This window comes from Prochlorococcus marinus XMU1405 (assembly GCF_017696275.1).
Taxonomy (GTDB): domain Bacteria; phylum Cyanobacteriota; class Cyanobacteriia; order PCC-6307; family Cyanobiaceae; genus Prochlorococcus_A; species Prochlorococcus_A marinus_AB.
Genome location: NZ_JAAORF010000003.1, coordinates 205,736 through 231,340, shown reverse-complemented (window position 1 = coordinate 231,340; position 25,605 = coordinate 205,736). Strand labels below are relative to the sequence as shown.

The window sequence follows — 25,605 nt, the reverse complement described above, 5'->3', positions numbered from 1 at the left end:
TTCTAGTTTTAAACACATAAATATACAAATATTACATGAAATCTGAAGAGCGCATTAAATATTGGGCTATTTACAAAAAAATGTAGGAAAGTTTTAATACCTAATTCAGGTCATAAAATGGTTTCATCATTACCAGTCGAAGCAGAGCCACAAAAAAGAAGAGGGAATGATCCTATTAGTTGGTATTTACAGAACATAGGAAGAGTGCCTTTATTAACACCTGCTGAAGAGATTGAATTGGGTAATCAAGTTCAGAAGATGATGATTCTTACAGAAGATGGTCAATTAAATGAAAAAACTAAAGAATTTACAATTCAGCAAAAAAGGACAATAAAAATTGGTAGAAGAGCCAAAGAGAGAATGATGAAAGCAAATTTACGACTAGTTGTCAGTGTTGCAAAAAAATATCAAGGTAAAGGGCTTGAACTTCTTGATTTAGTTCAAGAAGGGTCACTTGGTTTGGAGAGGGCTGTTGAAAAATTTGATCCAACAAGAGGATATAAGTTTTCAACGTATGCTTTTTGGTGGATTCGACAAAGTATGACTAGAGCAATTGCATGCCAATCACGAACGATCCGTTTGCCAGTTCATTTAAGCGAGAGACTAGCATCTATACGAAAAGTTAGTAGAGAGTTAGCGCATAAACTTGGTGCGATGCCAAGCAGAATTGAAATCGCAGAAGCAATGGAGATTGATGTAGAAGAATTGGATTCTGTTTTAAGACAAGCATTATCAACGAGTAGTTTAGATGCTCCAGTTAATGGAGATGATGGTCGTAGCTTTTTAGGCGATTTAATTGCAGATAGTAACAATGAAGAGCCTCTAGATCAAGTTGAACAGAAAATGCATCAAGAGCAACTTGGGAAGTGGCTGAGTCATTTGAGCGAGCAAGAGCAACATGTTCTTAAATTGAGGTTTGGACTGGATGGAAATGAAAGACATACATTAGCTGAAATAGGAAGATTACTAGAAGTTTCTAGGGAGAGAGTAAGGCAAGTTGAACTTAAAGCATTAAGAAAATTACGAAATTTAACTAGAAAATTACCAAGCAGTATTTAAATTAATCTTCGGCCCAAATATATTTAGTTAATTCCTCTGAGGGTGGTTCAGGTGCATCTAAGGCATTTTTAACTGATTCAGAGATTTCTGTATCTATTCTCTTTTCAATACTTTTTAATTCTTCTTCTGTTGCGAATTTCCCATCAATAATTTCTTTGGCTAATTTCTTTATAGGATCTCTTTTCGCCCAAAACTCCTTTTCTTTCTCAGACCTTAATTCATCAGGATCTGCAAGAGAATGGCCTCTAAACCTATAGGTCAAGCATTCTAAAAGAGTGGGACCTTCTCCTGCTCTAGCTCGCTCAATAGCTCTTTGTGCTGCTCCTCTTACTGCTAATACATCCATGCCATCAACTTCTTCGCCATGCATCCCAAAAGCAGAGGCTTTTCTCCAGATTTCGGGATTACTGGTTGCTCTATCGTGAGCCATACCAATAGCCCATTTATTATTCTCAACAACGAAAATTATGGGTAATTTCCATAATTGCGCCATATTTAAACATTCAAAAAACTGACCATTATTGCAGGTCCCATCTCCAAAAAATGCTGCAGTTACTGCATCACTACTTTTATTACCTGCAACTTCCTTTTTGTATTTACTTGAAAAGGCTGATCCTAAAGCAACTGGAATCCCTTCTCCAATAAATGCATATCCTCCCAATAAGTGATGTTCTTTGGAAAATAAGTGCATTGATCCTCCTCTTCCTTTACTACAACCTGTAGCTTTGCCAAAAAGCTCACTCATAACTTCAAAGGAGGGAACTCCTGCACTTAACGCATGGACATGATCGCGGTAGGTACTACAAAACCAATCATGTTTCTTTTTCATGGCGCCAATTACTCCAGTGCTTATAGCTTCCTGTCCGTTGTATAAATGAACAAAACCAAACATTTTTCCTCTGTAGTACATTTCTGCACACTTATCTTCGAATCTTCGCCCGAGGGTCATATCTTCATAAAGAAATAATCCGGTTTCTCGATTTAATTGGGCTTTTTTTATGTCTTGAAGATTTGAGATTCTCTCTACATGTGTTTCCAAGAAAAATACCTTAATGAAGTTTTGATTTGTTAACATTCTAAGCCGTGAAGGTCGATTTTCATGATTTTTTTTAATAAGTCTGTAAGACCTTATGAAAAATATTTTTAACTTGATAAAATTTGTCTAAGAATTTTCAATAGGATATTTGTTTGGAACTTCCATTAGACCATTTTCGTTTAATTGGCGTCAGCCCCTCGGCATCCTCTGAGGAGATATTAAGAGCTTTTCAATTACGTTTGGACAAAACTCCTGATGAGGGATTTACTTATGAAGTTTTAACCCAAAGATCAGAGTTGCTTCGCCTAACTGCTGATTTGCTTACAAATCCAGAAAACAGAAGAGAATACGAAAACTTGTTATTAAATGGTTCATCTGGATTAGAGTTTTCTTCAAATAGAGAAGTAGCAGGCTTAATACTTCTTTGGGAATCAGGTTCCCCAAAAGAAGCTTTTAAAATGACAAGAAAAGCTTTGCAGCCTCCCCAAACTCCAGCTTTAGGAAGTAGTAGAGAAGCAGATCTTACTTTGTTAGCTGCTTTAACCGCAAGAGATTCAGCAATTCATGAACAGCAGCTTAGATCCTACTCAAACGCTGCAGACTTTTTATCTGAGGGGATACAACTCCTTCAGAGAATGGGAAAGCTTGGAGACAGAAGACAAGAACTGGAAGAAGATCTGCTTGCTCTGCTTCCTTACAGGATCCTAGATTTGCTTAGTAGAGAATTAAATGATCAGGATTCGCATAAAAAAGGATTAAGTATGTTGGAAAATTTAATAATCAAAAGAGGTGGTTTGGAAGGTAATAATAAATCTGAATATAGAAATTATCTAAATCAGCAAGAATTTGAAGCTTTTTTTAAACAAATAAAGCCATTTTTGACAGTACAAGAACAGATAGATTTGTTTCTTGAATTACAAAAAAGAGGTTCATTAGAAGCAGGATTTTTAGCTTTTCTATCTTTAACAGCAATTGGATTCTCAAGAAGAAAACCTGAAAAATTATTTGAAGCAAGAAGAATTTTAAAGAAACTGAATTTATCAGGTCTTGATTCAATGCCTCTCATAGGTTGCTTAGATCTCCTTTTAGCGGATATTGATCAAGCTTCTGCAAGGTTCTCTAGCAGTTCTGATGAAAATTTACAAGATTGGCTTAATAATTATCCAGGTAATAAATTAGAAGCTATATGTATTTTCTGTAAAAATTGGTTAGAGAATGATGTTTTAGTTGGTTACAGAGACATTGACTTAAAAGAAGTAGATTTAGATTCTTGGTTTGAAGATAGAGAAATTCAGGAATTTATTGAAAAATTAGAAAAGAAATCTATCAAGACTACAATTAAATCTAATCTTCAAAAGCAACAGATAAAAAAAGAATCTTCAATAAACATTACTGAAGATTTTGATAGTTCCTCGGTTAATTTAGATGAAAGAAGATTACCTTGGCCTGGTGGCATTAAACAAGAATATGAAAAGATTGATATCCAAGAGAATAAATTTAATGAGGAAATCTTTAAGAACAAACCTATAGAAGCTTATAGGTACTTAATTGAAAAAATTGCTGAATTAAAGTTTAGTTTTGGTGAATTTTTGAAGGATCAAGAGATTATTGGTGGGTCACCTTATTTGATTTATGTATATGTGTTTTTAATCTTATTTGCATTTGGTATTGGGATTGGATTTTTAAGAAATAATTTTAAAAACTCACTTCAGAATGACGCTGATGCAGATAAAGCTCTTATAGCCGTAGATGAGAATAAAAAGGTTATTAAGAAAGATATTATTCAAGAAATAAAAAAAAATCCTTTAAATAAATTAACTTCTAATCCTGAGAAATCTACTTCAATTATTTCCTATGAATTCAAAGAACTTAATACTGCTTCACCTTCTTTGGAAGATATAAGGAATTTAATTAATGAATGGCTTTTAAGTAAAAGTAATTACTTAGCTGGAAAGAATGAAATTAATCTTTCCAAGATTGTTAGTAAAGGTCTAATTGATCGAACAATCGAAGAAAGACAGAACGATATCAAGAAAGGAATTTATAAGGAGATTAATTCCCAAATACGTAAGATTGATCTTGAATCGCAAACCTCATCTCGGATAGTTGTTTTAGTAGAATTGAATTATCTAGAGAAGTTAGTAAAGAATTCTGGAGAATTTATTAATGAAACATCTTTAAATCCCCTAAAAGTTAAATATATTTTGGGTTTTTCAAATAAATCGTGGAAATTGGTTGATTTCGTGAGCGGCTTGTAATTACAAACTTCAAGATCATCTATAATAATTAAAATTACTTTTTAATAATGTTTGATGAACTCTCTTCACGCTTTGAAGACGCAGTAAAGGGTTTAAGAGGCGAAGCAAAAATTAGTGAAAATAATATTAACGATGCCTTGAAGGAGGTAAAAAGAGCACTCCTTGATGCAGATGTTAGTTTGTCTGTAGTAAAAGAATTTATATCAGATGTCAAGGATAAAGCAATTGGAGAAGAAGTAGTTAGGGGTGTAAACCCAGGTCAAAAATTTATAGAAGTTGTAAATAAAGAATTGATTAATATTATGGGGAATGAAAATTCTCCCTTAAACGAGAATGAAAATAGTCCTACAGTCATTTTGATGGCTGGACTTCAGGGAGCTGGCAAAACAACTGCAACAGGAAAATTAGGACTTTATTTGAAGGAAAAAGATAAAAAAGTTCTTTTGGTGGCTGCAGATATTTATCGACCAGCAGCTGTTGAGCAGCTTAAAACATTGGGAAGTCAATATGACTTGGAAGTTTTTTCAGCTAAAGAAAAAAATAGCAAACCAGAAGAGATCGCAAAGGATGCATTGAATTTTGCTAGTGAAAATGATTTTAATTCGATAATAATTGACACCGCAGGAAGATTGCAAATTGATGACTCCATGATGAGTGAAATGGTTCGAATAAAAGAAGTTTCTAATCCTGATGAGGTTTTGCTTGTTGTTGATTCAATGATTGGGCAAGAAGCTGCAGACTTAACAAAGTCATTTCATGAAAAAGTAGGAATCACAGGGGCCATATTAACTAAGTTGGATGGTGACTCAAGGGGTGGAGCTGCTTTATCAATAAGAAAAATAAGTGGTAAACCAATTAAATTTATAGGTGTAGGTGAAAAAATAGAGGCACTGCAACCATTTCATCCAGAGAGAATGGCCAGCAGAATTTTAGGCATGGGCGATGTATTGACACTTGTTGAAAAAGCACAAAAAGAAGTTGAACTTGCTGATGCAGAAGCGATGCAAAAGAAACTTCAAGAAGCGACTTTCGATTTTAATGATTTTGTTAAGCAAATGAGATTAATTAAAAGGATGGGATCACTTGGGGGATTGATTAAATTGATTCCTGGAATGAATAAAATTGATGATGGGATGATAAAAGATGGAGAAGATCAACTTAAGAAAATAGAATCAATGATCTCTTCAATGACTCTTGAGGAGAAACAAAAACCTGAGGTTCTTGCTGCTCACCCTTCAAGAAGACAAAGAATCGCTCAGGGTAGCGGTTATGAGGCAAAAGATGTAGATAAAGTATTAGCTGACTTTCAAAGAATGAGAGGCTTTATGAAACAAATGTCGAACGGAGGGATGCCAGGAATGGGAGGAATGCCAGGAATGGGAGGAATGCCAGGAATGGGAGGGATGCCAGGGATGCCAGGAATGGGAGGAATGCCAGGAATGGGAGGAATGAGTGGTAATAAGCCAATGAAAAAACAAAAAAATAATAAAAAGAAAAAAGGCTTTGCAGATTTATAGTTTCTATATTTTTACCTTTAAATGATATTATTATTAAAAACGCATTAATTTAAAATGATTAAATTGCGCCTTAAGCGCTTTGGAAAGAAAAAAGAGGCAAGTTTCAGAATTGTTGCATGCAATAGTACTTCCAGAAGAGATGGTAGACCTCTACAAGAACTAGGTTTTTATAATCCAAGAACTAAGGAAACTAGGCTTGACACAGAAGCTTTAAGAACAAGACTTACTCAGGGTGCTCAGCCAACTGATGTTGTGAGAACTTTATTAGAAAAGGGAGGGCTATTAGAAAAAACAGAAAGACCTTCTATCGCAATTGGTAAAGCAAAGTTAGATAAAGAAAAATTAGCTAAGGCTAAAACTAAAGATGAAGAAAATGATAGTAGTAAAGCTGAAAGCGAGAGTAATGAAGCTGAAAGCTAGTAATTTGATAAATTTTTATTCTTATAAAATAACTAGATGAAGGAAGTTTCCAAAACTGGTCACTTCAAAATAGATTTGCCAAGCTCTGATGCCGCTACAGCATTATCTGGACCTGGTAATTCTTTCTTAAAAAAATTTGAATCTCTTACAGGAGTTTCTCTAACTATAAGAGGCTTACAACTTGAGATGAACGGTGTCATATCTAAAATTGAGAGAGCCTCAGCATTAGTGGAACTAACAAGACCAATTTGGGAACAAGGGTTAGAAGTCCCAGAGGTAGATCTTAAAGCGGCTTTAAGTTCTTTAAATATGGGCGAATCTTCTTCACATGCTGAACTTGGAAAAAAAATTCTTGCGCGTTCCAAAGAAGGAAGATTTTTAAGACCAAGAACTATAAGGCAAAAAGAATATGTTGAATCTATTGAAAACTTTGATCTTACATTCGCAATTGGCCCTGCTGGAACTGGTAAGACATTTTTAGCAACTGTTTGCGCGGCAAGGTTATTGAACGAGAAAAAAATTGAAAAAATTGTTTTAACCAGACCAGCAGTAGAAGCTGGTGAAAGTTTGGGATTCCTACCTGGTGATTTGCAACAAAAAGTAGATCCATATTTAAGACCCCTATTTGATTCTTTACATAGTATTTTCGGGATTGACAGAACAAATTCTTTAATTGATAAGGGAATTATTGAAGTTGCTCCTTTGGCATTTATGAGAGGCAGAACCTTAGACAACTCCATAGTTATCCTGGATGAAGCACAAAATACTACTTGCTCTCAAATGAGAATGTTTTTGACCAGATTAGGAGAGAGATCAAAAATGGTTGTAAATGGAGATAATACACAAATTGATTTAAAAAAAGATCAGGAAAGTGGCCTCATTGAAGCATCGAGAATTTTCTCTAAAACTCAAGGTATAAAATTTTGTTATTTAACTGTTGAAGATGTAGTTCGTCATCCTTTAGTTCAGAAAATTATTGAGGCTTATCAATAACTTCATAACTCTGGAGATCCGTACCCTGAAATTTTAAAAATCGAGTAGAATAAGTCCATATTTAAAAAAAAAATGCCAGCAAGTAGTAATTTCAATCAAGCTATTCGTGAAGCACAAACTAGTTCAATTGTTGGACCTAATGTTGTTCAAAAAGCTTTACCTTACGTTGGTGGAGGTATGGTTCTAACTTCTTTAGGCGTTTTAGCAGGTGTCTCACTCATAGCAACAAATCCTGGGCTTTTCCAGCCTCTATCAATAGTTGCTTTAATTGCAGAATTGATTTTGTTTTTTATAGCCACAAGTGCTGCAAATAATGCAAATAATGCGAAGGCCCTACCCTTGTTGACAGGATTTAGTTTGTTAACTGGATTCACCTTAAGTGGAATAGTTGCTTTAGCAATAGGAACAATTGGTATTGGTTCGGTTGGAACAGCTGCCTTAGCTACTGGTATAACTTTCGTTATTGCCTCTTACACTGGCCAAAGAATGAGTGATAGTGTAGGTCAAGCACTAAGCGGTGTTGTTGGTCTTGGATTGATAGGTCTGCTTATAGCAATGTTTGTCCAATTAATTGGAGGATTCTTTGCTCCAGGAGTTTTTGGAGGTTCAGGACTCGAATTGATAATTGCAGGATTTGGAACTGTCTTATTTGTTGCAATGTCTTTTGTTGATTTCTATACAATGCCAAGAAGATATAATGACGATCAATACCTTGCAGGAGCTTTGGGTATGTATTTAACTTATATAAATCTTTTTGTTTTTATATTGAGATTAATGATTGCACTTCAAGGCGGTGGAAGAAGAGACTAAACACATTATTTAAATAACTAGTCTAAAGCGTAGATTTATTTCTACGCTTTTTTAATGGGCTATATCACGAATTTGTTTTTTTATAAATTCCTTTTGCTCTGAGTCATACTTTACTGAATTATCAAAACTATTGCCCATATCATCTAAGTCTCCAAGAACTTGATTGACAGACTTTGTAACTGACTTAGTTTCTAGCAATCTTAAAATAGCCTTACATCTATCTGAAATGTTTTCCGATGAAATCTCATATTCATGATTATTATCTCTTCGATGAATAATAATTTGAGCGGAACTCATTATTAAATTTTTTACTACTATTTCTGTTACAGCATCACCACCTTCGTTCAGTTTGTAAATTAGAGAAAAAGGAAGTTTATCTAACAAAAAACAATCTTTATCTGATAAAGCGTATGCAAAAAATCCTCTAAGTCCATTTCTTGTTTTAGTTAGCTCTGCGATTCTATCTGCTAAAACCTCTTCGCTGAGTAAATCTTCACCCCACTCTTTGCACCATTGTGCTGATATGTTTATTGCTTGAGTGAAAGAAGCTTCTTTTAAATTTATGGTTTTTTTTTCCATTTTTGATCAGAATTTTATTATTGATGCATTAAAAGTCTTTGGCCAATTATAGATCTGGGTTTGTAACTTTACTAGGAAGGCCAAATGTGGGTAAATCTACTTTAATAAATAAATTGATTGGAGAAAAAATAACAATTACTTCTCCAATAGCGCAAACTACTAGAAATAAACTAAAAGGAATACTTACTACAGTCAATGGGCAAATAATTTTTGTTGATACGCCAGGTGTTCATAAACCTCATCATCGACTTGGAGAGATATTAGTAAAAAACGCAAAATCTGCAATTAATGGAGTTGATATGGTAATTTTTGTAATTGATTCAAGTGAAGAACCTGGTAGAGGTGATGAATATATTTTGAACTTTCTACTCGCAAATAAAACTGAGTTTATTGTTGCATTAAATAAGTGGGATTTGGTTAATAAAGAATTTAGGAATTTACGATTAAATCAATATAGAAGATTTTTTGGAATTAATAGAAACTTTCAAGTTGTAAGTGCTTCTCAAGGAGAAGGATGTTCTGAACTAGTCGACATGGCTTTTAATTTTCTTCCTGAGGGACCAAAGCTTTATGGCGAAGAGACGATTTGCGACCAACCATTAGATAACTTATTATCTGATTTAGTAAGAGAACAGGTATTAAAAAATACAAGAGAAGAAGTACCTCATAGTGTCGCAGTAAAGATAGAAAAGAGGGAGGAAATGAAAAGGAAAAATGGAAAAGTTTTTACAGCTATTTTGGCTACCATTATTGTTGAAAGGTCCACTCAAAAAGGCATTCTCATTGGAAAGAAAGGTTCAATGTTAAAAATGATTGGTCAGTCAGCAAGATCAAATATGACAAAATTAATTGATGGTCCAGTTCACCTAGAGTTGTTTGTGAAAGTTGTTCCAAATTGGAGAAAAAAAGAATCAAGGTTAATTGAGTTTGGTTATGAGGAAGATTTCTAGATGAGTAGTTTTAATTTTGATGTAATTACATTGTTCCCTAAAGCTTTTGAATTAATAAATAATTTAGGGGTTATAACAAGAGCTTTAGATAAGAATTTGATCGATCTAAATTTACATGATTTGAGAGAATATGGTGAAGGTTCTTACAGACAAGTAGATGATAAGCCTTATGGAGGAGGAGCAGGAATGGTACTAAAACCTGAACCTATATATAAAGCATATGAATCAATTAAAAAATCACCTAAAAGTAAAACTTTGTTGATGACCCCACAGGGTAAAGTCTTAAAGCAAAAGGATCTTGCGAGATGGTCCACTTTGAATCAAATAATAATTATTTGTGGTCAATATGAAGGTTTTGATGAGAGGATTAGGCGGTTAGCTGATGAAGAGATATCGATTGGCGATTACGTACTTTCTGGGGGTGAAATACCCGCTATCTCAATAATTAATGGCTTGACTAGATTATTACCAGGAACTCTTGGTGATCCAGACTCCTTAGTTGATGAGAGTCATAATGCTTCTTTATTGGAATATCCTCAATATACGAGGCCGTTAACTTTTAAAGATATGAAAGTGCCAGATATTTTAGTAAGCGGTAATCATGAAGAGATTAAATCATGGAGAAAACGAAAAAGTATTGAAAGAACATTGGAGAGAAGAAGCGACTTAATTTCAAATGAAAACTACAAAAAATCCCCACAAAGTAAGAGAATAATAAAAGAATATAATCAATTCATGAAATTTAGAATAGGTAATGAATACGACATTTACCCTGATTGGTAGTTATAACTGGGTTCTTGTGGTAATATACAAATTACAGATGGGTCACAGATTAAGTTTCTTCAAACGAACCAGAAATTACAAATCACAATAAAGTTACAGATAATTATCTAAAAAGGGAAAATTTAAATAATAAATATAAATAATAAAAATTTTTTTTCTAAATTAAGAAAAATAATTGAATATTATCTGCAATATAATTCTAAAAAGTAAGATTGTTTAATTAACTACATCAATAAAGATTATTTTTAGACTAGAAAAATCATTTAGCTTATTTACTTAGATAATTAATTTAATTTTCTATGATAAAAGTTTTAGACTGCAAAAATTTTAAAGCAGAGAGTCATTTAAAGAACCTTTAAATAATGAAAGGAATTCAGAAAAATTTCTATTTTTGACATTTATAAAAATAGTATCATCGCAGGGGTAGGCAAATCTATATCTTTTCCAGTCAGAATCTTTACTTACCTTAAGGCATTCAGACAAATATTTTACATTATAGTTTCTTCCATCTATTTGAATTATTGTTTGGTCAGTAATTGAATTTGATCTTATCGGATCTAATGAGCAATTTGCTTTATCAAGAGGTGGACCATCAATCAAAATAAAATCCCAGAATCCTTGAGGATAATGTTCATAACCGAGTGTATCTATATTGTTAACTTTATATTTTTTTACAGGGGAAATAACTTGTTTGTATGTGCAGTTTTGAAATGAAATTAATGAATTAATTAATGAATCTGTTAAGTCTCCCCATTCTTTTGAATCATCAAGAGAAATAAATTCACTTTTATAATTTAATTTGGAAAGAACACTTGCAATTGCACAAGTACTAACTCCACTGCCTAATTCCACAATTTTTTTTGGAGTAGTTAATTTTAATACTCCTATCAAATAAAGCATATCTATCCAATCTGCAGAAAATGCATGAGGAAATTTAATCCTTCTTTTTTGGTCAAAAATTTTAATGTTCTCAAAAATATCATTGTCTGTTTGCATTATTAAATTTGCAATAGTGTTTGATGTTTTTTGGGAGGTTCTTGAATTATATTGATTTCCATAAGGAGGTTGAACCTTATCTTTATCATCCTCAAAATTTCTTATAAATTCTTTTGTTGCTACCTTCAAAGAATCTATAAATTTCATTTCTAGCAAACAATCTAAAAAAAATTATAGATATTACCGCTGATGTTTTTATTGTTATTTAAAAAACTTATTATTAAGTTTGCTATAGTGTTTAGATAATAATCATTTCTTAGGAGTGTTTATAGGTTTAAACTGTAAGATTTATGTGATAAGAGAATTTAGGAAGCATGACTAATAATTTTCCAAAGTTTCGCATCGGAAATGGATACGATATTCACAGATTAGTAGAGGATAGAGATTTAATTATTGGAGGTGTGAAATTGCATCATCCTGAAAATTTAGGATTGGATGGTCATAGTGATGCTGATGTTTTAAGTCACTCAATAATGGATGCATTATTGGGTGCATTATCGCTGGGAGACATAGGAAAGTATTTCCCCCCATCCGATGAAAAATGGAAAAATGCTGATAGTTTGTTTTTGTTATCAAAAGTAATTGACTTTATAAGACAAGATGGTTGGGAAATAAATAATATTGATAGTGTTCTTGTCGCTGAAAGACCCAAAATGATGCCACATATAAAACTAATGAAAAAAAACATTTCTGAGATCTTAAATATTGATGAAAATTTAATTGGTATTAAAGCAACTACTAATGAAAAATTGGGTCCAGAAGGAAGAGAAGAGGGTATAAGTTGCCATTCAGTAGTACTACTTGAGAAAAAATGAAATTAAATTTAAATTTGAAAAAAAAATTTCAAAGATTTTGTTTAGTTTTAATATGCTTAGTAGTTTTAATCTTCCAATTTGATATTCCCAATTTAAAAGCTCTTACTATGGATAATTATCAAGGTGAAATGGTCATAGAGGAATTAAGACTTAAAGTCCCTGCCGATTTAAAAGCAGCATGGTTGAATGCTGAAAAAGAAATATGGGAGCCATGGTTATCTTCTCAAGATGGTTTTTTGGGAAGACAATTATTTTGGGATAAAGAAAAAGAAGAAGCTTTAATATTGGTGAATTGGAAAAGTAAAAAATTATGGAAAAGCATACCAATGAAAGAAGTAAATGTAATCCAACAGAAATTTGAAGATAATGTTAAAACTGCTCTAAATGTAAGAGAAAATCCTTTTAAATTAATTTATGAAGGAGAGTTAGATAAGCAAAGATGAATTTTGATATAAAGTTTGATTTTCAAAGGAGAGAGAGACTTGGACTCATTGAGGCTATTTGGGGGCAAGATAAAAGTATCCACCAATTAAAGAGATTATCTGAAAATGTTTTAAGTAAAAATGAGGTTGTTTTCATTACTAGGATTAATAGTGAAAAGGCTAATTATCTTTTAGATTTGTATGCCGAAGCAAGATTCTATGAAGATGCAAATTGCCTAATAATTGGAAAAAATATTAATAAAATAAATACAAATAAAAAAGTTGCCATAATTTCTGGAGGCTCAAGTGATTTGGCAGTAACACTTGAAGCTCAATTATCTCTTGAAATTTATGGAGTGATTTGTCAATCCTTTATAGATGTTGGAGTAGCTGGTCTTCATCGATTAATTAGTCAATTAGAGGAGATTAATAAATATGATGTATTAATAGTTTGTGCTGGAATGGAGGGAGCTTTGGCAACTGTTGTTGGAGGTTTGTTTGCACAACCGATAATTGCAGTTCCTGTCTCAGTCGGCTATGGCGTTAGCAAGGATGGAGGAACTGCTTTAAATAGCATGTTGTCAAGTTGTTCTCCAGGTATTGCAGTTATGAATATAGATAATGGTTATGGAGCCGCAATGGCAGCTCTGAGAATTATTAAAAGTATTTCCTAGTCGATTTACTTTTTTTCTATTTCTAACAGGTTTTCTATCCATAAATTAAGTTGTTTTGAAAGCATTCCTTCCTCTCTCATTTTGATTGCCTTAATTACGACTTCTGTATTTATCCACTCTGGAAATCTTTTAGGCATTTATTTTTATATTCCGTAACTATAATTTGGTATAAATTTTCATAAAAACAAGATCTAAGTAACAAATTTAATTTTTTGTGTTTGATTTTGTACCTAATCTCGAAAGCTCAGAAGATGTATGTTCACTTTCTACATTTTTTAGTCTTTCTATTAACTCAGAAAGGTCTTTGTGTGCCAACTCTCCATTTTGTTCCCATTTAAGAGATCTGGAATTATTATCGAATTTTTCTTTCATTGATATATTTAAGTATTAAGAATATAAAACGAAAACAGAAAAAAAATGGTTATTGTTTCAAGCTTAAACTTAAAAAAATATGAAGATTTTGATATATCAGTTTTTTCTTTTACCCACCACCAACTATTGAAACTATTTCTAAATTATCCCCATCTTTAAGTTTCACTTTTTCCCATTTCATTGAATTTATAATTAAATTATTTAACTCCACTACAATTGTGTTTGGTTTATAACCCATAAGTTGAAGAGCTGTAGATAGTAGAGCATTTTCTTTATCAAGTTCTATTTTTTTTTCTTCTCCATTTACCCTAATTTTCATGAGACAATTTTTTTAGAATCATCATAGCGTCTTCTTTAGGATCTTCAGAATTCATTAATTCCGAAACTAAGGCGACTTTTTTAAACCCATTACTTTTTAAATATGAAATATTATTTGACTTGATTCCGCCAATAGCAAACCAAGGAATATTTAAATCCTTTGTTAATGTTTTGATATTTTCAATACCTAAAGGTTTTTTATTCTTTTTTGTTGTAGTTTCAAATACTGGCCCTATTCCTATGTAATCACAACCATCTTTAAGAGCATTTGAAATATCAATTGCATTATTTGCACTTACACCGACAATTTTTGAGAAACCTAATAGTTTTCTTGCGGTTTTTAAATCTAAATCGTCTTGACCAAGATGAATCCCATCAGCGTTAGATGCCAGAGCTATATCAACTCTATCGTTAACGATAAACAAAGAATTATATCTTTTACATAGATTTTTAATCTGAATTGCTTCTTGAAGATGATCTTGATCAGTTCCCGTTTTAAATCTATGTTGAATAATTCTTACTCCAGCAATTAAAATCTCTTCAATTATTTCTAATAAATTGTCTTTTTGATCTGTGATTACATATAAATCATTTTCTCTTAATATTTCCTCCGACTTCTTAAACTTGCCATAACTCAATAAGTCAATTTCAATAGTATAAATTTCATATCTAATTTCAGAAGCGATTTTTGAAAGTTCATGATTCTGCGCCCTTGAGAATTCTTCTATGACTCGTAATGCTTCTTGAACTCTAGCTGAATTAGAACTAATAATTTGCTCAGAAGTTTTTCTGTTGAATTGATCTTGATGAGTCAATCCTTTACATTTATCCTCAATGTGATTTCTTGATTGTTTATAAACTTCTAAATGATTTTTTCCTAAAATTTGTCTAAAATTTTTAATCTTTTCAACATATTTTTCTTTGCCTAGTCCAAATCTAGCCCAATCCTCTAATACTCTTAGTCCTTCTCTGGCTCTATCTAAATTAGCGTCAATAATTTGATAAATTCTTAAATCTTCAGCGTCTTTAGTATTGGAATTCAGCATTTGTAATTTATTTTTTGTAGTTTTTAAAAACTTTTAGAGCATTATCTCTATCTTTTTTAATTTGATTAGAAAGTTGATCTATATTGTTGAACTTGATTTGCGATCTAAGTTTTTCAACTGGTTCAACAGATAGATTTAAACCATATAGATTGATATCTTTATTTATTAAATGAACTTCAACTGCAGATGGCAATAAAGGATTTATTGTTGGTTGAGAGCCAAGATTCATAACAGATTCAATTTTATTGTTGGAATTTTCTATGGTTGTCCAAGATGCGTAAACTCCCTCTCCTGGTAAAAATTTTCTACCATCTATTTCAAGATTTGCGGTAGGCCATCCTATACTTTTTCCAATTCCTTTACCTTTAACAACCTTTCCATTAAAACTATAAGGCCTATTAAGAATTTTGAAAGCATTTTTCAGATCACTTTTCTCTAATAGATCTCTTATTCTGCTGCTGCTGATTCTACCTTCCTTGTCTTCTAAAATTGGAATAATTTTTAGTTTAATATCTGTATCCTTAATCATATTTTTTATTGTATTTATATCTCCACTTCTTCTGAAACCAAATTTAAAATTAGCACCTACAGAAATGTTTTTTGCTTGTAGTTGATTTATCAAAATATCTCTTACGAATCTTTCTGCACTTAATTTGGATAGTTCCATATCAAAAGGAATCAGAACTAATTGTTCAATCCCCAGATTTTCAAGAATAGATAGTTTTTCATTAGGGAGATCAAGTCTAAGTCGCATCTCTTTGTAAAGAACTTCTCTCGGATGAGGCCAGAAGCTTGCAATTGTTGGGGTATATTGATTTTCTTCAACTACACTTTTTATTAATTGTCTGTGGCCAGCATGAAGGCCATCAAAACTTCCAATAGCTATTGAGGTAGGACTCTTAACTTCAGATGGCGATATTAAAGAGATCAAAAGATTACGTGCAATTTTATGATTTTAGTGGCAAATTTGGATTGATTACAGTTTATTCAATCAAATGAATGTCTGACAAAATGGATTTTCAGTCCCTTTCATTTGGAATGCGGCGCATTGGATGGATACGCTTTTGGGTTCAGTCCATTTTAGGTGTTGTTGTTGCAGCTGTATTGCTTTTTTCAAATGTTGTAAATAACAGCGAAGGACAGCTTGGCTTAGCGCCTGGTCTATCACTTACAACAATATCCCTGATTTTACTACTTTTTAGTCTTTGGCAAGGTTGGTTAATAGTTAGAACAGGAAGAGCAATCGCAAGCAATGCAAGACCATCAAGAGGACAAACCGGTAAATTGATAAAACGAGGACTAGTAGTTGATTTATTTGGAATTTTGTTTGGATTAATTGGATATCAAGCTCTTATGGGAGCCTTATTTATACAAGCATCCTCTCAAACGACTGGACAATTAATAACAGCGACATCTGATATCCCAATTACTGGTCTTGAAATATTATCAGTTCTCAGTAACACGCAAGTTATCGCTGCTCACTTTTTTGGACTTTGCTTTTCTTTATGGCTTTTAAGAAGGATTTACAAATGAATTATTAATTTTAGGTAAGTCATCTAAATTACCTCTCCAAAATAAATCTGGTTCTACAGGTGTAAGAGATATTTTATTTTCTTGTATTTGAGATACATCGCTAGGCCAATTCTTAGGACCGTAACCTTTCGATTTAAGATCTAAAACAACTTCACCTGCTAACCAATAATAATCATCACCCCTCGGGTCTTCCCTTTTAGAAAATTGATTTTTATATTTTCTTACCGATAATCTTGTCCAGGATAATTCTTTTATCTTGTTTTTTTCGCAGGGGGGTATGTTCAAATTTAATAAAAGGGAAGCTGGCCAACTATCGTTAATTGCTTGTTCGGCAATATTCATTGCAATTTCTCCAGCAAATTCAAAATTCTTCCATTTAAAACTAGCAACACTTATTGCCATGGAAGGAACATTTTCTAAAGTGCCTTCCATAGCTGCAGCGACTGTGCCTGAACAAAAAATATCTGTCCCTAAATTGGGTCCATGATTTATTCCGGATAGTACCAGATCAGGTTTATGATCCAAGAGTTCTGATAGTGCTAATTTGACGCAATCAGCAGGTGTGCCGGAACATCCCCAAGCTTCAATTCCTTGTCCAAATAACTCGTCAGCTTTTTCCACTCTTAATGGGGATTGCAAAGTAAGACCATGACCAGTAGCTGATCTTTCTTGGTCAGGACATACTACTTTTACCTTATGTCCTCTTTTTTGGGCAGATTTTGCTAAAGCTCTTATTCCCGCCGCGAAAACCCCATCATCATTACTAATTAATATATTTAACGGTTTCATTAATCAAGACATTTTATTTATGGACGATATTTAAGTAAGATAAAGCAATACTTATTTTTACTATATCAGTGAGTCAAATTGAATCATTAAGTCAAATTGAGGAAAAACTAAATAATCTTTCTCTAATAGCAAAAAATAATATAGATAATTCTAATACTCATGAAGAACTGGATCAATTGAGAGTTTCCTTACTAGGGAAAAAAGGTGATTTATCAATCATCTTGAAAACAATGGGTCAATTATCTGCTACTGATAGACCAATTATTGGCCAGAAGGCAAACTTGGTAAAGATAAATTTGCAAGAACTAATAACTGAAAGAAAAAATAAACTAAACAGCCAAGCCTTAGATAAAAAGATTAAAAAAGAAAAAATTGATGTAACTATCCCTTCAATTGGAACACCCCCTGGGAATAAACATCCTTTGATTTCAACTCAAGACGAAATAATAGATATATTTTGTGGTTTAGGATACTCAGTTGAAAGTGGCCCTGAAATAGAAACTGATTTTTATAATTTTGAGTCTCTCAACATACCCAAAAATCATCCTGCAAGAGATATGCAGGATACTTTCTACTTAGATGAAAATCGACTTTTAAGGACCCATACTTCTCCTGTTCAGATAAGATACTTAGAGAAGAATCCTCCTCCAGTAAGAATTATTGCGCCCGGGAGAGTATATAGGAGAGATGCAGTAGATGCTACTCATTCCCCTGTATTTAATCAGGTTGAGGTTCTATGTATCGATCAAGACATTAATTTTAGTCATTTAAGAGGAACAGTTCTTACATTTTTAAAGGCCTTTTTTGGAGATATTCCTGTAAGATTTAGAGCTAGTTATTTCCCATTTACTGAACCTTCGGCAGAAGTAGACGTTCAGTGGAAAGGTAAATGGTTAGAAGTAATGGGTTGCGGAATGGTTGATCCAAAGGTCTTAGAAAAATTAGGAATAGATTCTGAGAAATGGACTGGTTTTGCAGCAGGATTAGGAGTTGAGAGATTTTGTATGGTGAGACATCAGATCGACGACATCAGAAAATTTTATACAAATGATATTAGATTCTTAGAACAGTTCTAATAGTATTTAATTCTTAAATTAGGATTGTCCAACAAATTAGTTTAAGATAGTTCTAGTTTTAATTTTTTGGTTGGTACGTAAAGCAGGACTAATCGTTAATGATGGAAAGGAACTAGCTGTTCAAACTGCAACTTCTGTTCAAAAAAAATTGGAAAAATCTAATTTTGAAGTTGTAAGAGTTAGTAGCTCTGGAGGGATGGTTGGTTTCGCAAATCCTGATCAACATGTTCGTCCTTTGGGATATACGAATTGTGTACCTGAGGGGTTTGATTCATCAATGGAATTTGCAATTGTTCTAGGGGGAGATGGGACTGTACTTTCTGCTGCAAGGCAAACGGCACCTGCTAAAATTCCAATTCTTACAATAAATACTGGTCATTTAGGATTTCTTGCGGAAGCTTATTTATCTAACCTAGATGAGGCTATAGATAAAATAATTGATGGAAATTGGGATATTGAAGAAAGAACTTGCTTTATCATTAGTGTAATGAGGAATGATCAGAGGAGATGGGAGTCTCTTTGCCTTAATGAGATGGCTCTTCATAGAGAACCTCTAACAAGTATGTGTCACTTTGAAATTTCTATAGGTAGACATGCTCCTGTGGATATTTCAGCTGATGGAGTAATTTTATCTACTCCAACTGGTTCTACCGCCTATTCTCTAAGTGCTGGAGGACCAGTTATCACACCTGATTGTCCAGTCGTGCAATTAACTCCAATTGCTCCACATTCATTGGCATCTAGGGCATTGGTTTTTAATGATTCAGAGCCAGTAACTGTTTTTCCTGCAACTCCTGAAAGGTTAGTAATGGTTGTTGATGGCAATGCTGGTTGTTATGTTTGGCCTGAAGATAGGGTTTTAATAAGAAAAAGTAAACACTCAGTAAAATTTATTAGACTTGAAGATCACGAATTTTTCCAAGTTTTAAGAAATAAACTAGGTTGGGGTTTACCCCATGTGGCAAAACCTGATAAATAAAAATACTTAAATTTATTTTTTCCCTTTTAATAGAAAAACGGGATTATTTGGTTCTAGTCTCATTCCCTCCGCAATACTTAAGCTTTTATAGGTCTGAATTAAATTTAAATTTGTTTTGAAATTTTTATCTTCTAATTCCTCTTTCAATTCTTTAATAGTTTGAATATTAATTATTGGGATAACGATAATGTCTCCAATATCCATATCTTGGGAAAGTTTATTAATAATCTGGAGTTTAGTTTTTTTATCACATCCTCCAATTATTAATCTATTAGGTTTTTCAAGAGAACTTAAATTATTCATATTCAAGGTAAAATTTATGTCTTCCTCAAAAATGAATTTTGGTTTGACGTCAAGCCTCTTCGAGTTTTCTAGTATTAATTCTTTTGAGCCAATTCTTTTATCGATACAAAACAAATCTAAATTTGGCCTTAACTTTAGTGCCTCTAAACCAATTGACCCACAACCTGCTCCTATATCCCAGATGACACCATTTCTTGGGAGCTCTAAAGCAGCTAATATTTGAACGCGAACCTCCCTTTTAGTTAATAAGTTTGGTCTATCATCAAAAGTCTTAAAAATATGGTCACTGATTCCGAAAAGAGGGAGATTATTATTTGAGTAATTTTTCTTTGTTTTTATAAGAACAACAATGTTCAAACTTGATATATCAGATGGTAATGATTCTTTAAGATTTAATTTTCTTATCTTTTCATTCTCGAAACCAATCTCTTCACAGAGCCAAAAATCATAGAAGTCAATAAGATTTAATTCTAATAAGTTTTTTTTGATTATTTCTAAACTTTTGTTATATGAATCTGTAATAATAGCCAAACTTGAAGGCCTTGTTTTAAGAGCCTCTACTAGCCTATTCGAATCTCTGCCGTGAATACTCACGTTAACAGTATCTTGCCATGGGATTTTTAACTTACTAAATGCTAATTGAATGCAAGTATTTGAAGGGTAGAAACTTAATTCATCTTTTGAAAAATTTTCTAGTAGTATTCTCCCTATGCCAAACCAAAGTGGATCGCCTCTCGAAATTAAAATAACATCAGTTTTTTGTGATCTAAGCCAGTTAACAAGTTCCTTATTACTGTTGCTCGAAAAAAATAATTTCTTTTTTTCTAAACCATTTTCGCTCCATGATTTTATTTCTTCAAAATATGAATTTGGAACTGCAATAGAAACTGTCTCTTGAAATAGATTTTGTAATTCGAAAGATAGATCTTCAAATTTATAAGAATTAATTCCTACTATATGAATTTTTCTTTTTTTTTCAGTCATGAATATTTAATTAAAAGAAACTTATCTATTTGAATGTTTTATTAAATTATCTTATGATTGTTCGAGCTTTCATAATAAATCAATTGTCTGAAAGAAGAAAGAGATTACATGATTTATTATTAACTCTGATAAATAAAGATAGTGAATTTGAGTTTATTGAAGAAGATTCTAACGATTTAGCATCTAGCTATTCTGAAAAAGACACTTTGAATTTATCTCGAGTTATAGAAAAAAATCGTAAAATAATCAAAAGATACCAAGCTATTGTAAGAACAGCTGTTACTCTTGATGCCCTTATGGATTCTGAAAATGAAGAAAATTACAAAATCAAATAAAAAATTTTTTTTAAAAAAAATATTACCTTTAATTTTACTACTATCCTTTATTTTTAACCCATTGACAGTATCCGCAGAAGTTGCAGAAACAGAAATAAATGGAGAATTAATAAATGCTAGCAGTGAGTTTTTAAGAGATTTGGACTTTGAAACTTGGCAATTAGTAGCTTATAAATCACCTTTTTTTGAAGATAAATTGATCTTGAGAGTAATAGGATATCCAGGAAATCTTAGGATTGATCATCCCACTGACTTGAGAGTTGAATCAGGTAGAAAACAGTGGCTTTTAGATGATAAAACATTACTTAATGTTGAATTGGCAAATGATGGAAGACAAGCTGCAGCAGAATTCGATCTTGATGAATTGATTAAAAATTTAGATAAAAATAGACCATTAAGATTATCTTTGTCGGGAGTTTTTTCTGAGTTACCTGTTCCTCCTTTTGTTGTTAAAGAGTGGAGATCAATAAACTGAATTTGATTTTTGGAGATGACTGAAAAAAATGTAAGCCATACAAAATGGATGAAAAGAGCAATTTTTTTGGCTTCTTTAGGCAAAAATACAACGAGTCCAAACCCAAGGGTGGGAGCAGTGATACTTGATAAGAATGGAAATCTTATTTCTGAAGGGTTTCATTTCAAGGCAGGGATGCCTCATGCAGAGGCAATGGCATTTAATAATTTAAAAAAGGATGCTAAAGGTGGAACAATGTATGTAAATCTTGAACCTTGTTGCCATCAAGGTAAAACACCTCCATGTGTAGATAAGCTGATATCCTCGGGTATAAAAAAGGTATATATATCTATTGAAGACCCTGATAAAAGAGTCTCTGGTAAAGGTATTAAGCTGCTAAAAGAAGCTGGAATACAAGTCCACTTAGGATTATGTAAAAAAGAATCATTAGATTTAAACAAGGCTTTCATTCATAGGAATATTACTAAAAAGACATTTGGTGTTCTTAAATGGGCAATGAGTATTGATGGAAGAATAGCTTTAAAAAATGGACAAAGTAAATGGATTACTAATGAAGAATCAAGGTCATTAGTTCACTCTTTTAGAGCAGAATTTGATGCAATAATTATTGGTGGAAACACATTAAGAAGAGATAACCCACTTTTGACTACTAGAGGTTCTAAAAATCCTGAGCCTTTGCGAGTTGTTTTCACAAAAAGTTTAGATCTCCCTTCAAAAGCTAATCTTTGGGATTGTGATAGAGCAAAAACTTTAGTTATTTATGATTCTTCTACAGCAAATGAAAGCTACCTCTCAAGGATTCCAAAATGTGTTGATGTTGAGAAGGTATCATCAGATAATCCAGAGTTAATTTCAAAAATACTTGCAAAAAGAGGATGTAATAAAGTTCTTTGGGAATGTGGCCCCAGATTGGCTACTGCCGCTATTCAATCTAATTGTATTCAGGAACTTATTACTTTTATTGCTCCAAAAATTTTAGGTGGAGGGAATAGTATGAATCCCTTGGGAGATTTTAATTTTGAAGAAATGCATGGAATTATCAAACTAAGTGATTCTGATGTTAGTTTGATTGGCAATGACATATGTGTTAAGAGTAGATTTAAAAATTAAATTTCAATACTAATTTTTATGGGTCAAAGTACCGTACGGTTCTCACCCAAAAAAAACATTACAGGTACGGAAACTAATGGTTTAGTTTATAATAAGTTCAAACTTGACATAAACTATGCCGATAAGACAAGACGATAATCAACCTAATAGACGTTTTGGAATTGTAAATATTATTTTGATAGGAGTTGGAGCATTACTTTTGTTTAGTAGCCTTTTCCCTAATCAAAATATGCAAATTCCAAGAGTTCCTTACTCTCTATTTATTGATCAGGTTAACGATGGTGAAGTTAAGCGTGCATACATTACACAAGAACAAATTAGATATGAGTTAAATGGAGCTGAAGAGGGCGCACCTTCTGTTTTAGCAACAACCCCAATTTTCGATATGGACCTACCACAAAGGCTTGAAAGTAAAGGAGTCGAATTTGCTGCTGCCCCTCCAAAGAAACCTAATTTCTTTTCAACCATTTTAAGTTGGGTTGTTCCTCCTCTAATTTTTATCCTTGTTTTACAATTCTTTGCTAGAAGAAGCATGGGAGGCGGTGGTGCTCAAGGAGCTCTTAGTTTTACAAAAAGTAAAGCTAAAGTTTACGTCCCTGATGATGAATCAAAGGTGACTTTTGCTGATGTCGCAGGAGTTGATGAAGCTAAAGATGAATTAACCGAAATAGTTGATTTTTTAAAAAGACCTGAGAGATATACAGACATTGGTGCAAGAATACCTAAAGGAGTTCTTCTTGTAGGCCCTCCAGGGACAGGAAAAACTCTTCTTTCAAAAGCTGTTGCAGGAGAAGCAGAAGTTCCTTTCTTCATTATTTCAGGCTCTGAATTTGTTGAACTTTTTGTTGGTGCAGGTGCGGCAAGAGTTAGGGATTTGTTTGAACAAGCTAAGAAAAAAGCACCTTGTATAATCTTTATTGACGAATTAGACGCTATTGGTAAAAGTCGCTCAGGATCTATGGGAGTAGTTGGTGGAAATGATGAGAGAGAACAAACTTTAAACCAATTACTCACTGAAATGGATGGATTTGCTTCAACCGATAAGCCAGTTATAGTTCTTGCGGCCACCAACCAACCCGAAGTTCTTGACGCGGCACTTTTAAGACCTGGAAGGTTTGACAGACAGGTTTTAGTAGATAGACCAGATTTATCCGGAAGAAAAACTATATTAGAGATCTATACAAAAAAAGTTAAACTCGCAGATTCCATAGATTTAGATTCAATTGCCCAAGCTACCAGTGGATTCGCAGGTGCTGATTTGGCTAACATGGTAAATGAAGCTGCTTTACTTGCCGCTAGAGCTAAAAGGAAAAGTGTAGAACAACAAGATTTAAGTGAAGCGATAGAAAGAGTTGTTGCTGGTCTGGAAAAGAAAAGTCGTGTTTTGCAAGATGATGAAAAGAAAGTTGTTGCTTACCATGAGGTCGGTCATGCAATAGTTGGTCATCTTATGCCTGGGGGCTCAAAAGTTGCTAAGATTTCAATCGTACCAAGAGGTATGAGTGCACTTGGTTATACCCTCCAATTGCCAACTGAAGAAAGATTCTTAAATTCAAAAGAAGAATTAAAAGGACAAATAGCTACACTTCTTGGAGGAAGATCTGCTGAAGAAGTAGTTTTTGGCAAAATAACCACAGGTGCTTCTAATGATTTACAAAGAGCTACCGATATAGCAGAACAAATGGTTGGCACATTCGGAATGAGTGATATTCTTGGCCCGCTTGCTTACGACAAACAGGGAGGGGGTCAATTCTTAGGAAATGGAAATAATCCAAGAAGATCTGTTAGTGATGCTACCGCTCAAGCAATAGATAAAGAAGTTAGAGATCTCGTTGATGATGCTCATGAGACTGCACTAAATATTTTAAGGAATAATTTACCCCTACTCGAATCTATTTCCCAAAAAATTCTCCAAGAAGAAGTTATTGAGGGGGAGGATCTTAAAACTCTCTTAGCAGAGAGTAAAATGCCCGCATAGTACAATCTAGATCTATCTAGAAATATTGATGTTAAAACCAAAAAAGCTTGCTAAAAAAAATTTCTTGTCAGGCTTGGATCTATCCACTGAAGAATTTTTACATATTTTAGAGCTTGCTAGTGTTTTTAAAAATAAAAAAATTAATATTGATCTTGACAATAAAGTTTTAGGATTAATTTTTGATAAGTCTTCTACTCGTACAAGAGTTAGTTTTCAAGTTGCGATGACTAGGCTTGGTGGAACCACTATTGACCTCAACCCGACAACATCACAAATAGAGAGAGGCGAGCCAATTAAAGATACTGCAAGAGTTCTAAGTAGATATTGCGATGTAATAGCAATTAGAACATTTGATCATTCAAATTTGGAAGAATATGCTAAATGGTCTACGAAGCCAGTTATAAATGCTCTTACAGATTTAGAACATCCATGTCAGGCATTAGCTGATTTTTTAACTATTAAAGAGGAATTTCTTGATTTTAAAGAAGTAGTTTTGACATTTATTGGAGACGGTAATAACGTCGCAAATTCTCTTATTTTATGTGGGGCGTTATTAGGAGTAGAAGTTAGGATTGCATGTCCTAAAGGTTATGAACCTAACTCTTTGGTGATCAATAAAGCATATGAAATATATAAAAATAAGAATTTGTTGAAAATTACTAACGATCCTAATAGTGCTGTTTTAGGGGCAAATGTTCTCTATACAGATGTTTGGTCATCTATGGGTGAAGAAAATCAAAAGGATGAGAAAGAAAAAGTTTTTAATGGATTCACTATTGACAGTGATTTAGTTAGTAAAGCTGCTAAAGATGCAATTATTCTTCATTGCCTTCCTGCTTATAGATCCAAAGAGATTACTGATGAGATATTTGAAAGTCACAAAAGTAGAATTTTTGATCAAGCGGAAAATAGATTACATGCTCAACAAGCTCTTTTATCTTGCATTCTTCAATAGGAATACTTGCGAACTAATCAATAAAAGGGTACAAATGTAT

At 32.9% G+C, this 25,605-nt stretch carries 29 protein-coding genes; 19 read left to right on the top strand and 10 right to left on the bottom strand.

The window, feature by feature from the left end; all coding sequences use genetic code 11:
• Nucleotides 1-117 precede the first annotated feature (117 nt).
• Nucleotides 118-1,059: an RpoD/SigA family RNA polymerase sigma factor gene (locus HA148_RS07205; protein WP_209131496.1), complete on the top strand. Its 942-nt coding sequence runs from the start codon at nt 118-120 to the stop codon at nt 1,057-1,059.
• Nucleotide 1,060: 1 nt separating this feature from the next.
• Here the strand turns inward: HA148_RS07205 and pdhA are convergent, their stop codons facing one another.
• Entirely contained in the window at nt 1,061-2,134 is a 1,074-nt protein-coding gene (gene pdhA / locus HA148_RS07200; RefSeq protein WP_209131494.1) for a pyruvate dehydrogenase (acetyl-transferring) E1 component subunit alpha, read from the bottom strand.
• A 113-nt stretch (nt 2,135-2,247) separates the two neighbouring features.
• Between pdhA and HA148_RS07195 the strand changes: the two genes are divergently transcribed.
• The 5 genes from HA148_RS07195 (at nt 2,248) to HA148_RS07175 (ending at nt 8,093) form a co-directional block, all read left to right on the top strand.
• Entirely contained in the window at nt 2,248-4,353 is a 2,106-nt protein-coding gene (locus HA148_RS07195) for an IMS domain-containing protein (protein WP_209131492.1), read from the top strand.
• A 47-nt stretch (nt 4,354-4,400) separates the two neighbouring features.
• On the top strand, nt 4,401-5,870 hold the full coding sequence (gene ffh / locus HA148_RS07190; protein ID WP_209131490.1) for a signal recognition particle protein: 1,470 nt from the start codon (nt 4,401-4,403) through the stop codon (nt 5,868-5,870).
• Between the two features lie 54 nt (nt 5,871-5,924).
• Complete coding sequence (gene rpsP / locus HA148_RS07185; protein ID WP_209131487.1) at nt 5,925-6,290, top strand: 30S ribosomal protein S16; 366 nt, start codon at nt 5,925-5,927, stop codon at nt 6,288-6,290.
• Between the two features lie 36 nt (nt 6,291-6,326).
• Nucleotides 6,327-7,283, top strand: a complete 957-nt coding sequence (locus HA148_RS07180) for a PhoH family protein (RefSeq protein WP_209131485.1) — start codon at nt 6,327-6,329, stop codon at nt 7,281-7,283.
• Nucleotides 7,284-7,355: 72 nt separating this feature from the next.
• Nucleotides 7,356-8,093 (top strand): Bax inhibitor-1/YccA family protein, encoded by a 738-nt coding sequence (locus tag HA148_RS07175; RefSeq protein WP_011818901.1) that lies wholly within the window; start codon nt 7,356-7,358, stop codon nt 8,091-8,093.
• Between the two features lie 51 nt (nt 8,094-8,144).
• Here HA148_RS07175 and HA148_RS07170 read toward each other — a convergent pair whose 3' ends face one another.
• A complete protein-coding gene (locus HA148_RS07170; RefSeq protein WP_209131483.1) occupies nt 8,145-8,672 on the bottom strand; it encodes a hypothetical protein in 528 nt (175 codons plus the stop codon).
• Nucleotides 8,673-8,710: 38 nt separating this feature from the next.
• Here HA148_RS07170 and era point away from each other — a divergent pair, with 38 nt between their 5' ends.
• Nucleotides 8,711-9,622: a GTPase Era gene (gene era / locus HA148_RS07165; RefSeq protein ID WP_209131481.1), complete on the top strand. Its 912-nt coding sequence runs from the start codon at nt 8,711-8,713 to the stop codon at nt 9,620-9,622.
• A complete protein-coding gene (gene trmD / locus HA148_RS07160; protein WP_209131479.1) occupies nt 9,623-10,405 on the top strand; it encodes a tRNA (guanosine(37)-N1)-methyltransferase TrmD in 783 nt (260 codons plus the stop codon).
• A 327-nt stretch (nt 10,406-10,732) separates the two neighbouring features.
• Here trmD and HA148_RS07155 read toward each other — a convergent pair whose 3' ends face one another.
• A complete protein-coding gene (locus HA148_RS07155) occupies nt 10,733-11,548 on the bottom strand; it encodes a hypothetical protein (protein ID WP_209131476.1) in 816 nt (271 codons plus the stop codon).
• A gap of 167 nt (nt 11,549-11,715) precedes the next feature.
• On the opposite strand from HA148_RS07155, the gene ispF reads away from it, so the two are divergent.
• The 3 genes from ispF to larB are packed head-to-tail and all read left to right on the top strand — an operon-like array spanning nt 11,716 to nt 13,312.
• Nucleotides 11,716-12,216 (top strand): 2-C-methyl-D-erythritol 2,4-cyclodiphosphate synthase, encoded by a 501-nt coding sequence (gene ispF, locus HA148_RS07150; protein ID WP_209131474.1) that lies wholly within the window; start codon nt 11,716-11,718, stop codon nt 12,214-12,216.
• Complete coding sequence (locus HA148_RS07145) at nt 12,213-12,659, top strand: TIGR03792 family protein (protein ID WP_209131472.1); 447 nt, start codon at nt 12,213-12,215, stop codon at nt 12,657-12,659. Before ispF ends, HA148_RS07145 begins: the two co-directional genes overlap by 4 nt.
• Complete coding sequence (gene larB / locus HA148_RS07140; protein WP_209131470.1) at nt 12,656-13,312, top strand: nickel pincer cofactor biosynthesis protein LarB; 657 nt, start codon at nt 12,656-12,658, stop codon at nt 13,310-13,312. Before HA148_RS07145 ends, larB begins: the two co-directional genes overlap by 4 nt.
• Before the next feature lie 5 nt (nt 13,313-13,317).
• Here the strand turns inward: larB and HA148_RS09640 are convergent, their stop codons facing one another.
• The 5 genes from HA148_RS09640 to HA148_RS07120 all read right to left on the bottom strand — a co-directional run bounded on the left by HA148_RS09640 (nt 13,318) and on the right by HA148_RS07120 (nt 15,979).
• Complete coding sequence (locus HA148_RS09640; RefSeq protein WP_257471649.1) at nt 13,318-13,449, bottom strand: hypothetical protein; 132 nt, start codon at nt 13,447-13,449, stop codon at nt 13,318-13,320.
• Nucleotides 13,450-13,516: 67 nt separating this feature from the next.
• Complete coding sequence (locus HA148_RS07135; protein ID WP_209131468.1) at nt 13,517-13,684, bottom strand: hypothetical protein; 168 nt, start codon at nt 13,682-13,684, stop codon at nt 13,517-13,519.
• Nucleotides 13,685-13,793: 109 nt separating this feature from the next.
• Entirely contained in the window at nt 13,794-14,003 is a 210-nt protein-coding gene (gene thiS / locus HA148_RS07130; RefSeq protein ID WP_209131466.1) for a sulfur carrier protein ThiS, read from the bottom strand.
• A complete protein-coding gene (locus HA148_RS07125; protein WP_209131464.1) occupies nt 13,993-15,048 on the bottom strand; it encodes a thiamine phosphate synthase in 1,056 nt (351 codons plus the stop codon). The genes thiS and HA148_RS07125 overlap by 11 nt, the downstream gene beginning before the upstream one ends.
• 7 nt (nt 15,049-15,055) lie before the next feature.
• Entirely contained in the window at nt 15,056-15,979 is a 924-nt protein-coding gene (locus HA148_RS07120) for a bifunctional riboflavin kinase/FAD synthetase (RefSeq protein WP_209131462.1), read from the bottom strand.
• A gap of 68 nt (nt 15,980-16,047) precedes the next feature.
• Here HA148_RS07120 and HA148_RS07115 point away from each other — a divergent pair, with 68 nt between their 5' ends.
• Entirely contained in the window at nt 16,048-16,581 is a 534-nt protein-coding gene (locus HA148_RS07115) for a DUF3611 family protein (RefSeq protein WP_025964920.1), read from the top strand.
• On the opposite strand, the gene surE is transcribed toward HA148_RS07115, so the two are convergent.
• Nucleotides 16,561-17,370 (bottom strand): 5'/3'-nucleotidase SurE, encoded by an 810-nt coding sequence (gene surE, locus HA148_RS07110; protein ID WP_025933853.1) that lies wholly within the window; start codon nt 17,368-17,370, stop codon nt 16,561-16,563. The two genes, HA148_RS07115 and surE, sit on opposite strands and share 21 nt — an antisense overlap.
• Before the next feature lie 68 nt (nt 17,371-17,438).
• Between surE and pheS the strand changes: the two genes are divergently transcribed.
• Together pheS and HA148_RS07100 are read left to right on the top strand one after the other, a co-directional pair.
• Nucleotides 17,439-18,446 carry a phenylalanine--tRNA ligase subunit alpha gene (gene pheS / locus HA148_RS07105; protein WP_209131460.1) on the top strand — a complete coding sequence of 336 codons (1,008 nt, stop codon included), beginning with the start codon at nt 17,439-17,441 and terminating at the stop codon, nt 18,444-18,446.
• 70 nt (nt 18,447-18,516) lie between these two features.
• Entirely contained in the window at nt 18,517-19,425 is a 909-nt protein-coding gene (locus tag HA148_RS07100) for an NAD(+) kinase (protein ID WP_209131458.1), read from the top strand.
• Between the two features lie 12 nt (nt 19,426-19,437).
• Here the strand turns inward: HA148_RS07100 and cbiE are convergent, their stop codons facing one another.
• Nucleotides 19,438-20,712, bottom strand: coding sequence for a precorrin-6y C5,15-methyltransferase (decarboxylating) subunit CbiE (gene cbiE / locus HA148_RS07095; protein ID WP_209131455.1), 1,275 nt, complete (start codon nt 20,710-20,712; stop codon nt 19,438-19,440).
• 53 nt (nt 20,713-20,765) lie between these two features.
• Between cbiE and HA148_RS07090 the strand changes: the two genes are divergently transcribed.
• The 5 genes from HA148_RS07090 to argF all read left to right on the top strand — a co-directional run bounded on the left by HA148_RS07090 (nt 20,766) and on the right by argF (nt 25,565).
• On the top strand, nt 20,766-21,047 hold the full coding sequence (locus tag HA148_RS07090; RefSeq protein ID WP_209132202.1) for a hypothetical protein: 282 nt from the start codon (nt 20,766-20,768) through the stop codon (nt 21,045-21,047).
• The gene (locus HA148_RS07085; protein ID WP_209131453.1) at nt 21,022-21,522 is read left to right on the top strand and encodes a DUF3122 domain-containing protein; all 501 of its coding nucleotides are present in this window, start codon (nt 21,022-21,024) and stop codon (nt 21,520-21,522) included. The genes HA148_RS07090 and HA148_RS07085 overlap by 26 nt, the downstream gene beginning before the upstream one ends.
• A gap of 15 nt (nt 21,523-21,537) precedes the next feature.
• Nucleotides 21,538-22,632 (top strand): bifunctional diaminohydroxyphosphoribosylaminopyrimidine deaminase/5-amino-6-(5-phosphoribosylamino)uracil reductase RibD, encoded by a 1,095-nt coding sequence (gene ribD, locus HA148_RS07080; protein WP_209131451.1) that lies wholly within the window; start codon nt 21,538-21,540, stop codon nt 22,630-22,632.
• A 115-nt stretch (nt 22,633-22,747) separates the two neighbouring features.
• Nucleotides 22,748-24,610: an ATP-dependent zinc metalloprotease FtsH gene (gene ftsH / locus HA148_RS07075; RefSeq protein WP_002808237.1), complete on the top strand. Its 1,863-nt coding sequence runs from the start codon at nt 22,748-22,750 to the stop codon at nt 24,608-24,610.
• 28 nt (nt 24,611-24,638) lie between these two features.
• The gene (gene argF, locus HA148_RS07070) at nt 24,639-25,565 is read left to right on the top strand and encodes an ornithine carbamoyltransferase (RefSeq protein WP_209131449.1); all 927 of its coding nucleotides are present in this window, start codon (nt 24,639-24,641) and stop codon (nt 25,563-25,565) included.
• The last annotated feature ends 40 nt before the right edge of the window (nt 25,566-25,605 follow it).

What these genes read in the sequence shown, in the direction of transcription:
- HA148_RS07205 (WP_209131496.1), top strand. Translation starts at nt 118, where the DNA reads ATGGTTTCATCATTACCAGTCGAAGCAGAGCCACAAAAAAGAAGAGGG.
- pdhA (WP_209131494.1), bottom strand. Translation starts at nt 2,134, where the DNA reads ATGTTAACAAATCAAAACTTCATTAAGGTATTTTTCTTGGAAACACAT.
- ffh (WP_209131490.1), top strand. Translation starts at nt 4,401, where the DNA reads ATGTTTGATGAACTCTCTTCACGCTTTGAAGACGCAGTAAAGGGTTTA.
- rpsP (WP_209131487.1), top strand. Translation starts at nt 5,925, where the DNA reads ATGATTAAATTGCGCCTTAAGCGCTTTGGAAAGAAAAAAGAGGCAAGT.
- HA148_RS07180 (WP_209131485.1), top strand. Translation starts at nt 6,327, where the DNA reads ATGAAGGAAGTTTCCAAAACTGGTCACTTCAAAATAGATTTGCCAAGC.
- HA148_RS07175 (WP_011818901.1), top strand. Translation starts at nt 7,356, where the DNA reads ATGCCAGCAAGTAGTAATTTCAATCAAGCTATTCGTGAAGCACAAACT.
- HA148_RS07170 (WP_209131483.1), bottom strand. Translation starts at nt 8,672, where the DNA reads ATGGAAAAAAAAACCATAAATTTAAAAGAAGCTTCTTTCACTCAAGCA.
- trmD (WP_209131479.1), top strand. Translation starts at nt 9,623, where the DNA reads ATGAGTAGTTTTAATTTTGATGTAATTACATTGTTCCCTAAAGCTTTT.
- HA148_RS07155 (WP_209131476.1), bottom strand. Translation starts at nt 11,548, where the DNA reads ATGAAATTTATAGATTCTTTGAAGGTAGCAACAAAAGAATTTATAAGA.
- ispF (WP_209131474.1), top strand. Translation starts at nt 11,716, where the DNA reads ATGACTAATAATTTTCCAAAGTTTCGCATCGGAAATGGATACGATATT.
- HA148_RS07145 (WP_209131472.1), top strand. Translation starts at nt 12,213, where the DNA reads ATGAAATTAAATTTAAATTTGAAAAAAAAATTTCAAAGATTTTGTTTA.
- larB (WP_209131470.1), top strand. Translation starts at nt 12,656, where the DNA reads ATGAATTTTGATATAAAGTTTGATTTTCAAAGGAGAGAGAGACTTGGA.
- HA148_RS09640 (WP_257471649.1), bottom strand. Translation starts at nt 13,449, where the DNA reads ATGCCTAAAAGATTTCCAGAGTGGATAAATACAGAAGTCGTAATTAAG.
- HA148_RS07135 (WP_209131468.1), bottom strand. Translation starts at nt 13,684, where the DNA reads ATGAAAGAAAAATTCGATAATAATTCCAGATCTCTTAAATGGGAACAA.
- thiS (WP_209131466.1), bottom strand. Translation starts at nt 14,003, where the DNA reads ATGAAAATTAGGGTAAATGGAGAAGAAAAAAAAATAGAACTTGATAAA.
- HA148_RS07125 (WP_209131464.1), bottom strand. Translation starts at nt 15,048, where the DNA reads ATGCTGAATTCCAATACTAAAGACGCTGAAGATTTAAGAATTTATCAA.
- HA148_RS07115 (WP_025964920.1), top strand. Translation starts at nt 16,048, where the DNA reads ATGTCTGACAAAATGGATTTTCAGTCCCTTTCATTTGGAATGCGGCGC.
- surE (WP_025933853.1), bottom strand. Translation starts at nt 17,370, where the DNA reads ATGAAACCGTTAAATATATTAATTAGTAATGATGATGGGGTTTTCGCG.
- cbiE (WP_209131455.1), bottom strand. Translation starts at nt 20,712, where the DNA reads ATGACTGAAAAAAAAAGAAAAATTCATATAGTAGGAATTAATTCTTAT.
- HA148_RS07090 (WP_209132202.1), top strand. Translation starts at nt 20,766, where the DNA reads ATGATTGTTCGAGCTTTCATAATAAATCAATTGTCTGAAAGAAGAAAG.
- HA148_RS07085 (WP_209131453.1), top strand. Translation starts at nt 21,022, where the DNA reads ATGAAGAAAATTACAAAATCAAATAAAAAATTTTTTTTAAAAAAAATA.
- ribD (WP_209131451.1), top strand. Translation starts at nt 21,538, where the DNA reads ATGACTGAAAAAAATGTAAGCCATACAAAATGGATGAAAAGAGCAATT.
- ftsH (WP_002808237.1), top strand. Translation starts at nt 22,748, where the DNA reads ATGCCGATAAGACAAGACGATAATCAACCTAATAGACGTTTTGGAATT.
- argF (WP_209131449.1), top strand. Translation starts at nt 24,639, where the DNA reads ATGTTAAAACCAAAAAAGCTTGCTAAAAAAAATTTCTTGTCAGGCTTG.